Source organism: Bradyrhizobium sp. th-b2 (genome assembly GCF_000426785.1).
In the GTDB taxonomy this organism is placed as follows: domain Bacteria; phylum Pseudomonadota; class Alphaproteobacteria; order Rhizobiales; family Xanthobacteraceae; genus Bradyrhizobium; species Bradyrhizobium septentrionale.
In genome coordinates this window covers 1-9,314 of the sequence record NZ_AUGA01000126.1, presented here as the reverse complement: position 1 = coordinate 9,314, position 9,314 = coordinate 1, and the positions used below count along the sequence as shown (strand labels likewise).

Here is a 9,314-nt window from a genome sequence, read left to right as displayed (position 1 = left end):
CTAGATCCAGGGATGAGCGTAATATCAAGTCCTGCCGGATTATTTGGGGTCGGGTGCCTTGTTCCTTGCCCCAGCTTCGTCGTGTAAGGCCGACCATGGATGTAAAAATGTGTTCGCGACTGGAGCGGTGACGTCGGCAGGAGGCCTTTTCTGCTCAGTACACCGATCAGGACATCGGAGGCTGATTGGCAACCATGGTCCCATGCCAAGCCGACGATATGCGTGAAGTCTTGCGCACGCGGGAAGTCCTCCGTTGGCACGCTGGCCTGTATCTCAACCGCGGGGCATGACAACTGGGCGGGCAGATCCAGGTGGCTCGAAGCGGTGCTGAACCCAGGAGATGCCGGTCGCTCAAGATGGCCGAAGGTCGGGGATGGTTCGGCGCTTGCAGACTGCGATGGCGACATCGGCTGTGTCCTCCCAAAAGGTCCCATCCCGCGCTTGGTTGAATCGAAGGCGCCCGGCAATAAACTCGAACGTCAGGCGCTGGAGCCCCGGATCGGAGACCACGCTGTGCCGAGCACTATCAGCCTCACCACCTCGATCAAGGGACGGCACGGGCATCGTGGCCGGAAGGACCCTCGAATTCGTTTCAACAAGAGAGACAAGGACTTCGGATCCGTCTCGCACGCCCTCCCCACGCTCATGATCCGCGAGCTGAACGGAGTTAGACAGGAACGCGACACGATCGATTAGATAATTTCCGTGCAACGCGACCGAGTCCTGATCGCGAGTCCGCGCGGGTGTACTCTGAAACGCCAAACGCACACTTGAGCGCCACAAAATGCGAACGAACTGAACCCTTAGCGCGTCAGGTAGTCTCACAACCGCGCAGAATACAAAATACAGAAAGGAACTCGGTTGGCGCATGGGTTACTGAGCTGGCTCCGGTTGTCTGAACAGATTTTCCGCGTCGATAAGTGGAGCCTCTGCCATGGTTAGGCTGCCAAGCGGAGTGGCAGCGGGTTGAAGTAGGCTTGATCGGGGGTGACGCCGTCAAGGCTCGAATGCGGGCGCCGACCGTTGTAGAAGTCGAGGTATCGGCCGATCGACGCGAGGGCCTCGCTGACGCTGTCATAGGCCCGCAGATACACCTCCTCGTATTTGACGCTGCGCCATAGCCGTTCGACAAACACGTTGTCCCGCTAGGCTCCCTTGCCGTCCATGCTGATCGCAATGCCGTTGTCGGCGAGCACGCCGGTAAAAGCCTGTCCGGTGAACTGCGAGCCCTGATCCGTATTGAAGACGTCCGGCTTGCCGTGACGAGCCAGGGCATCCTGAAGCGTCTCGACACAGAACGCCGCCTCCATGGTGATCGATACGCGCCACGACAGCACGCGGCGGCTGAACCAGTCGAGCACAACCGCCAGATAGACGAAGCCGCGCGCCATCGGGAATGGAGTAAGAAGCGCATAAGCGCTTCTCCTCCCCGAACCGTACGGGCACCTTTCAGCGCATACGGCTCTCCGTTCAAGTCTGGCCCATGGCCATTGCGACATCCTGATATCGCGAGGTGATGGTCTTCCTGGGCTCCTCCCTGAAGATGTAGGGATTTGCTTCCGGGTTTCTCCATCGGAACTGCCCCTTTGGACTGGATACCAATCGGTGCAATGCTTTCCCGACACGATGGCCTCGTTCACTGACCCCGTGGACAAACCAGGTCTTGGCCTGCCCAGCGACTGGTGCTCGATACCAGCTCCACATCAATGGTTTGATGCGGCTCCGATACTTTCTCGCCAGCCAGTGCGCCATTTTCCAGAACACGACATGATCGACGTGCCGGAACGTGGTCGCAGTGAAGTCCGTGTACTTGTAGAAGGCCGCCCAGCCCCGCAGTTGGCGGTTCAGGCGGTCCACCATATCGACTTTGGCAAGATCATGGTCACCAGAGAGGACCTTCGACAATCTTAGTGCGAATGCCTTGGCCTTCTCTTTGGGTATGGTCGTGACGACCGCCATCCGTCCGCTTGATCCCCGCTTGCGAATGATCCGATGCCCCAGGAAGACGAAGCCGTCATTGACGTGGGTGATATGGGTTTTCTCCATATTCAACGTCAACTTCAGCCTGCCCTCCAGGAAGGCGCGGCACTCCTCGCGGACGGCTTCAGCATGGGCCTTCGTCCCTTTGACGATGACAACGAAGTCATCGGCATAGCGACAGTAGGCTACAGCAGGTTTCCACTCGCGGTTCTCTCGAACCGTGATCGGACGCCCCTGTTGAATGCCGAAGTTCCACGCCCAACGATCCTTCCTCGCTTTCTTGTTCAGGTATTTCGCCTCCAGCCAGCAATCAAACTCATGGAGCATGATGTTGGATAGGAGCGGCGACAGAACGCCGCCTTGCGGAACGCCCTCACTTGCTGCGAAGAATAAGCCACGATCAACGTGACCGGCTTTGAGGATTCGCCAGAGCAGATCAATGAATCGCAGGTCCCTGATGCGACGACGTACGCATTTCAGGAGCAGCCGATGATGGACAGTGTCGAAGTAGCTCGCCAGATCACCTTCGATGATCCAGCGGCCCTTCGAGTCAGAGCCATCCTGCAACTGCATCCTCACTGTACGAACCGCATGATGAACACTGCGCTCGGGACGGAAGCCGTAGGAGCCAGAGTGGAAGTCGCTCTCCCAGATCGGCTCCATGGCCATCAGCATCGCCCGCTGGACGATGCGGTCCAGCAGGATCGGTATACCCAATGGTCTCAACTTGCCGTTGGCCTTCGGGATATGGATTCGCTTGACCGGCGTTGGGCGGTAAGTGCCGTCCAACAGGGCCACGCGCAACCGATCCAGATGACACTCCAGAACGGCAGCAAGTCGTCGCTTGTCCATTCCGTCAAGACCCGGTGTGCTGGCGCCTTTCGACGCCAGGACGATCCGGGCCGCCTCAGCAAGCCAATTCCTGTCTGTGATGAGCCGGAGCAATCGATCAAACCGGCGGGTCTGATCGGCCGCGGCCCACGTCGCGAGCTTGTGCTGCATTTCACTGATTATCAAAGGTCTTCACCTCATTAGGTCAGATCACGTGCACTCCAAGCAACTCAAACTGCTCCCCTTCGCCATGTGACCGGCTTTCCCGGCCTCGGACTACTACGGGAGCTCTGCCAGCATGACGGACTTCGGGGTCAACTCCCTTGCCATTCCGCTCATGCCTTCCCTCGTTCATATGTTGGACTACCAGCGCATCGGTGAGGTTGCCGGTCGCAGTCTTTTCCCTTGCTTGCTGCAAGTCGATGCCGTTGCCTCAGGTTTGGCTGTGTTCTCCCCTCGGCCCACGCAAGACGCCTTGCATCTACGCTCGCGTTCGGGTGTCTCCAGCTACTTATCCTTCGACACCATTCAGCATTCCGCCTGTTAAGCCGTGTAGGCGGAGGCGACATTTCAGCCCACAGACGCGGATGAACCGGTTCGTGTTCCTCAACCTTCCGATACTCAGCCTCGGGAACCATCCTCGGCGTAACGGTTTCGCCTCAATCCCCTTGACCTGCGGGCTACGTCACCCTGCCAGTTGACAGCAGGTCACCGCCGCTTGGGCTCATGCTTCCCCACAGCAGGAAGCAGGCTCGTCACATTTCCTCCTTTCTCAATGCATTCCAAACATACGCTCCCCCGATTTCTCGGAGCGAGGCGCACTGTAGGTGATGTCCATCGCCCACACCTGGTTCGGCCGCGTGATCTCCATCCCGCGCAGCAGGTACGGGTAGATCTTGTGGCCCGGCTCGGGCTTTGTCGTGCGTGGACGGCGATAGAGCGCTTCTATCCCCATCCGCCGCATCAACGTCTTCACATGCCGACGGCCGATCTTGCACCCATCGGCAGCCAGCAGCCCTCGCAACATGCGAGAGCCGGCAAAAGGGAACTCCAGATGCAGCCGGTCGAGGCGCTGCATGATCGCAAGGTCGGCGTCCGGCACCGGCCGCGGCAGGTAGTACACGCTGCCGCGGCTGATGTTCAAAGCCTCCGCCTGCCTGGTGATCGACAGCTCGTGCTCACGGTCGATCATCGCTTTGCGCTCAGCAATCCCGCCTTGGTGAGCGCTCCTTCTAAAAAACTATGCGCGGCGATGCGCTCCCCCTGTGGGATAGAAACGGACCGGCGCTAGATTGCCGACCGGGAGGGAGCGGCCGATACGATTTTGGTGGCACGTGACCCCGTTAAAAAACCGGGTCCATGGGTTGTCGCGCACTTGAGAGTGGTGACGCCATCCGGCGATCCCGTTTAGGAATCTGACGTATAGCGCAGCCCAGCCCTTCCGCCGCCGTCAGCAGGAGGATTAGAGATGAACCCCAAAAGATCGAAGTCGAGGAACGGAGGTAAGATGCAGATGGTGCACCCGGACGCGGCTGCCATCGACGTCGGAGCGACTATGCACATGGCTGCCGTGAGGGCAGATCGCGCACCGGAGCCAGTCCGCAGCTTCGGTACCTTCACGGCTGATCTGCATCGGCTAGTCGACTGGTTTACTGAATGCGGCGTCGAGACTGTCGTCATGGAATCGACCAGCGTCTACTGGATTCCGATCTTCGAGCTTCTCGATGCCCGGGGATTTAACGTGTTTCTTGTCAACGCGCGCGATGCCAAGCACGTGCCGGGGCGCAAGACCGATGTCAGCGATGCGCAATGGCTGCAGCGGCTCCATTCATTCGGGTTGCTGCGGGCCAGCTTTCGGCCCAAAGGGCAGATTGCCGAGCTGCGAGCCTACGTGCGTCAGCGCGAGCGTCTGCTGGAGTACGCGGCCTCACACATCCAGCATATGCAGAAGGCCTTGACGGAGATGAATCTTCAGCTGCACCACGTCGTCACCGACATCACCGGCGTGACCGGCCTGCGTATCATACGGGCGATCCTTGCCGGCGAGCGCGATCCTGAGGCGCTGGCGTGCTTGCGCCATTATAGTTGCCGCTCCAGCGCCGAGACGATCGCGAAGGCGCTCACCGGAAGCTACCGCGCCGAGCATCTGTTTGCGCTCGAGCAGGCACTTGCGCTTTACGACGCCTACCACGAGAAGGCATCTGCCTGCGACGCCCGAATTGAAGCCGTGTTGAAGGAACTGAGCTTCCATCGGGGTCATGGCCACGGATCAGCGCCGCGGGTCTCGCGGCGTCGGAATCGAACCGATCAGGCGAACGCTCCAGCTTTCGACGTCCGCGAGGCGCTGTTCGCGTTGCTCGGAAAGGACCTCACCGCGATCGACGGCCTCGGTCCTTACCTCTCGCTGAAGCTGATCGCTGAATGCGACGACGACCTCTCCTCGTGGCCAAGTGCAAAGCATTTTACCTCCTGGCTGGGACTGGCGCCGAGCAACAAGGTCTCCGGCGGCAAAATGCTCTCGTCCCGAACGCGCCGATCCGGCGGCCGAGCGGCGGCACTTCTGCGCCTTGCTGCCGTGACCGTGGGTCGTACAGACACTGCGCTCGGCGCCTTTTATAGAGGGCTCTCAGCGCGCATCGGCAAGGCCAAGGCCGTGACCGCCACGGCCCGGAAGATCGCAGTTCTGTTCTACAATGCTGTGCGATACGGAATGGACTATGTCGATCCCGGGGCCTCGTCCTACGAGACGCGTTACCGGACGCGAGTGGTCAACAATTTGCATCGGCGTGCCAAGGCATTCGGCTTTGTTCTCCATCCCTTGGAGCCGAAAGTAGATGCTGCCGTTTCTTAGGAATCGTTCTCCAGCGTCAGTTCGCCGATCTTGGCGTGCAGCGACTTCACGTCGATGGCTGCTTGCTCCGCTCCGGAGCCGCCGCCGGGACCGAACGCATCGGCGGCCTTGCTTTCAAGCTGAGCCTTCCACGCCGTGATCTGATTGGGGTGGACGTCGAACTGCTCGGCAAGCTGAGCCAGCGTTCGATCGCCCTTCACGGCGGCGAGCGCCACCTTCGCCTTGAAGGCCGGTGTGTGGTTCCGGCGTGTTCTTCTGCTCATTGTCGCTCCTGATTCGCAGGCACAGCGTGCCCGCTGTCAGGCAGAAACTCCACTTATCGCCCTGTGCAGAAGTCCGGGGCCGGCTCTACCAGCGGTGGCCGTGGATGCAGCATCCGCGCATACGACAGCCCTTGTTCACGGTCCTCTTGTGTAAGCGGCAGCCCCTCCCGCTTCAATTCCAGAACTGCAAGGGGCGTATCATTGTGAAAGACGAGGACGTCGGACCGACCTTGGACCTTGGAGACTTCCTTCCCGTCGATCTGAACAATTCGGTGACCAAACTTGAATTCGAATTTTGTCTGGTGCCGCAGACTTCCCGGAGGCAACCACGGAAACGCGGCAAGAACAGCGGCGTGGATTTTCGCTTCCAGGTCTGCCTCAGTGGGTGCAGTTGTCAGTTGCTTCAATTGTTTGACCCCTCCGCCTTATCGTCTCGCGGGCCGACAAATTGCAACAGCGGACCGATGTCGTCTTGATCTGCTGATTTGAGCGCCGCAATGTAGGTGGTGCGCCGCCCGTTCATCTTCTGCAGATCGTATCCGCCCGCCCAATCAATCGGCTGTGTCTTATAAACGCGGTCCAAAACCGTATCTGCCATGATGCGGGCATGCCTGCCGTTGCCGTTCGGGAATGCGTGTATTTTTACGAGCCGGTGATGCAAGCGAACCGCAGCTTCTGAAGCCGGATAGGTCTTGTTGTCAGCCCAATATTTAGCGTCACCCATGAGGGTCCGAAGTGAAATGGACCCGCGGAGCGGGACCGCTTGAGCCGGTTTGTTAGTTGGAAACTGACCGCTCCTGATTACTTCCTATCACGCTGCCAGAGACTCTGTCTGCTGCTGTTGCTGTGATGGGGTGGACGCCCCCTCGACGGCATCGATGTGCCAAAGTGAAGGGTGTTGAACAGCCATCACGAGAGAGGAAGCGTCCGTGAACGAAGTTAGCACGATTGGACTAGATTTAGCGAAGTATGTCTTTCAAGCCCATGGAGCCGATGCCACCGGAAAGGTCGTTTTTCGCAAACAGCTGCGCCGGAATAAGCTGCTGGCATTCTTTGCCGAGCAGCCGGCTTGCCTCGTGGCGATGGAAGCCTGCTCGGGCGCGCATTACTGGGCTCGTGAGATTGGCAAGCTCGGCCATGAAGTGCGGCTGATCCCACCGGCTTACGTGAAGCCCTTCGTCAAGCGGCAGAAGAACGACATGGCCGATGCAGAGGCGATCTGTGAAGCAGCGCAGAGGCCGACCATGCGTTTCGTTCCCGTCAAGAGTGAAGAGCAGCAAGCGAGCGCGGTGGTGTTTCGGACCCGCGACTTGCTGATCCGGCAGCGGACCCAGGCGATCAATGCTTTGCGTGGTCATCTCGCCGAATACGGGGTGATCATGGCAAAGGGAACGGCCCATGTCGGAGAGCTTGTCGAGCGCGCAATGGATCCAAAAACAAATGTGCCCGAAGCGGCACGGTTCGTACTCGACATATTGATCAAGACGATGGTGACGCTGGAAATGCAGATCAAGAAACTCGACAGCGAGATCACCCATCGCGCCCGAAAAGAAAAAGATGCCCGCCGTTTAATGACAATCCCAGGCGTGGGACCAATGACGGCGACGGCGTTGCTTGCCCTTGCGCCTGCCGCCGGAAGCTTCCGGTGCGGACGCGACTTCGCCGCATGGCTGGGGTTGACCCCGTTACAGCGCTCCACGGGCGGCAAACAGAAGCTGGGTGCGACGTCGAAAATGGGGGAGCGAACGTTGCGACGGTTACTTATCATCGGCGCGACTGCGGTCGTGCAGCAGGCACGGCGGCGAGGCACTTCACCGTCATCGTGGCTCGGGCGCATGATTGCCCGCAAGCCACCTATGCTGGTAGCCACCGCTCTTGCAAACAAGATGGCCCGCGTCGTCTGGGCTCTGATGGCCAACGGTGGGGTCTATAAAGCTCCGGCTGTGGCGGCATAGCCGTCCGGTCAGAGGTCGTCGAGATGTAGGAAGGTTAAACGGAAGGTATGGCGCAACAGTCGAGAGACGGGGTTGGGAAAACCAGTACATGCCCAAGTGCTATCTAAGCACGCCGCTGTGATTTGGACCTGATCCGCGAACTCCCATACGGGCCCGCGACAAATGACGGTCGCATTAAAGGCCGGACAGATGTCAGCCCCCGACTACAGCGCAGCGCTTGACGAAAGATTCTTCTTGCATCCCCGGGGGCGTCCACAGAGGGCATGTGGTCAACGCGTCAGCGTTGTCCACCATGTCCACAGCCTTCGCGGCCTGCATCCGTTCGCGCCAGACCGCCATCGGCGTGCGATAGCCGAGCGCCTGATGAAGGCGACGATCGTTATAGAAGGCGATCCAGCTCGCGACCCCTGCCTTGGCCTCGCGGCCGTCGGCATAGCCCTTGAGATAGATGTCCTCATGCTTGAGCGACCGCCACAGCCGCTCGATGAAGACGTTGTCCATCCAACGACCGCGGCCATCCATGGAGATCTTGATCCCTGCGCCCGCCAACGCGCCGGTGAAGGCCGCGCTGGTGAACTGGCTGCCTTGGTCGGTATTGAAAATCTCCGGCCTGCCGTACTTCGCCAGCGCCTCTTCCAGAGCCGCCACGCAGAACGAGACGTCCATCGTGTTCGACAACCGCCACGCCAGAACCGCACGGCTCGCCCAGTCGATGATGGCGACGAGATAAAGAAAGCCACGGCCGATGGGCAGATACGTGATGTCGGCGGCCCACACCTGGTTCGGCCGGTCGATCGTCATGTTGCGCAACGATAAGGATAGATCTTGTGGCCCGGCGCCGGCTTCGTCGTGTTCGGCTTCGGTCCCAGCGCGGTCATTCGCCGCGAGCCCAGGAACGGCCAGGCGATGAACAGCTCGTCGATCCGCCGCATCAGGGCAAGGTCGTTGTCGTTGGCCGGCCGGGGCGGCCGGTAGACCCCGGAGCGCGCGATGCCAAGCAACAGGCATTGCCGACGGATCGCCAGCGCCTTGTCGGCGCGATCGAGCATTCCTCGACGGTCCGGCGTGCTCATCTTCCGGACCTCCGCGCTAAAAAATCGCGCTCGACCGTCAGTTGTCCAATCTTGGCGTGCAGCTTCTCGATCTCGCGTTCGCGCGTTTCCTCGCTCTCGCGCCCGACACCCGCATCAAAGGCCCGCGCCGCCTGGTCCAGCAGTTGCTTCTTCCAGGCATAGATCTGGTTCGGGTGAACCTCATAGCGCTGGGCCAGATCGGCCACCGTCGCCTGCTCCCGCACCGCTTCCAGCGCAATCTTTGCCTTAAGTGCCGCGTCGATCTTGCGTCTCGTCTTCGTCGTCATCATGCCCTCCGTCTATCAAACGGAGCGGCCCTTTTCCAACTTAACCTCTGGTCCCAAAATCGGGGTCCATTTCA

At 59.9% G+C, this 9,314-nt stretch carries 5 protein-coding genes and 5 pseudogenes; 2 read left to right on the top strand and 8 right to left on the bottom strand.

Features of this window, described 5'->3' with window-relative positions; genetic code table 11:
* The 4 genes and pseudogenes from K359_RS64075 to K359_RS55860 all read right to left on the bottom strand — a co-directional run.
* Window positions 1–407, bottom strand: a pseudogene (locus K359_RS64075) (hypothetical protein); the annotation flags it as partial.
* Between the two features lie 531 nt (window positions 408–938).
* A pseudogene (locus K359_RS62530) lies at window positions 939–1,406 on the bottom strand (transposase); the annotation flags it as partial.
* A 64-nt stretch (window positions 1,407–1,470) separates the two neighbouring features.
* Window positions 1,471–2,997, bottom strand: a complete 1,527-nt coding sequence (gene ltrA / locus K359_RS0145060; protein ID WP_029084914.1) for a group II intron reverse transcriptase/maturase — start codon at window positions 2,995–2,997, stop codon at window positions 1,471–1,473.
* Between the two features lie 637 nt (window positions 2,998–3,634).
* A pseudogene (locus K359_RS55860) lies at window positions 3,635–4,051 on the bottom strand (IS3 family transposase); the annotation flags it as partial.
* A 228-nt stretch (window positions 4,052–4,279) separates the two neighbouring features.
* Between K359_RS55860 and K359_RS0145045 the strand changes: the two are divergent.
* Complete coding sequence (locus K359_RS0145045; protein ID WP_029084912.1) at window positions 4,280–5,662, top strand: IS110 family transposase; 1,383 nt, start codon at window positions 4,280–4,282, stop codon at window positions 5,660–5,662.
* A gap of 2 nt (window positions 5,663–5,664) precedes the next feature.
* On the opposite strand, the pseudogene K359_RS55855 reads toward K359_RS0145045, so the two are convergent.
* From K359_RS55855 to K359_RS55850, 3 genes and pseudogenes are all read right to left on the bottom strand, one after another.
* A pseudogene (locus tag K359_RS55855) lies at window positions 5,665–5,925 on the bottom strand (transposase); the annotation flags it as partial.
* Window positions 5,926–5,978: 53 nt separating this feature from the next.
* Window positions 5,979–6,332, bottom strand: a complete 354-nt coding sequence (locus K359_RS62525) for a hypothetical protein (protein WP_156929067.1) — start codon at window positions 6,330–6,332, stop codon at window positions 5,979–5,981.
* Window positions 6,329–6,649, bottom strand: a complete 321-nt coding sequence (locus K359_RS55850; RefSeq protein ID WP_051346804.1) for a mobile mystery protein B — start codon at window positions 6,647–6,649, stop codon at window positions 6,329–6,331. Before K359_RS55850 ends, K359_RS62525 begins: the two co-directional genes overlap by 4 nt.
* 205 nt (window positions 6,650–6,854) lie before the next feature.
* Between K359_RS55850 and K359_RS0145030 the strand changes: the two genes are divergently transcribed.
* Window positions 6,855–7,880 (top strand): IS110 family transposase, encoded by a 1,026-nt coding sequence (locus tag K359_RS0145030; protein ID WP_029084477.1) that lies wholly within the window; start codon window positions 6,855–6,857, stop codon window positions 7,878–7,880.
* Window positions 7,881–8,072: 192 nt separating this feature from the next.
* Here the strand turns inward: K359_RS0145030 and K359_RS60260 are convergent.
* A pseudogene (locus K359_RS60260) lies at window positions 8,073–9,240 on the bottom strand (IS3 family transposase).
* Between the last annotated feature and the right edge of the window lie 74 nt (window positions 9,241–9,314).

What these genes read in the sequence shown, in the direction of transcription:
- K359_RS0145045 (WP_029084912.1), top strand. Translation starts at nt 4,280, where the DNA reads ATGAACCCCAAAAGATCGAAGTCGAGGAACGGAGGTAAGATGCAGATG.
- K359_RS55850 (WP_051346804.1), bottom strand. Translation starts at nt 6,649, where the DNA reads ATGGGTGACGCTAAATATTGGGCTGACAACAAGACCTATCCGGCTTCA.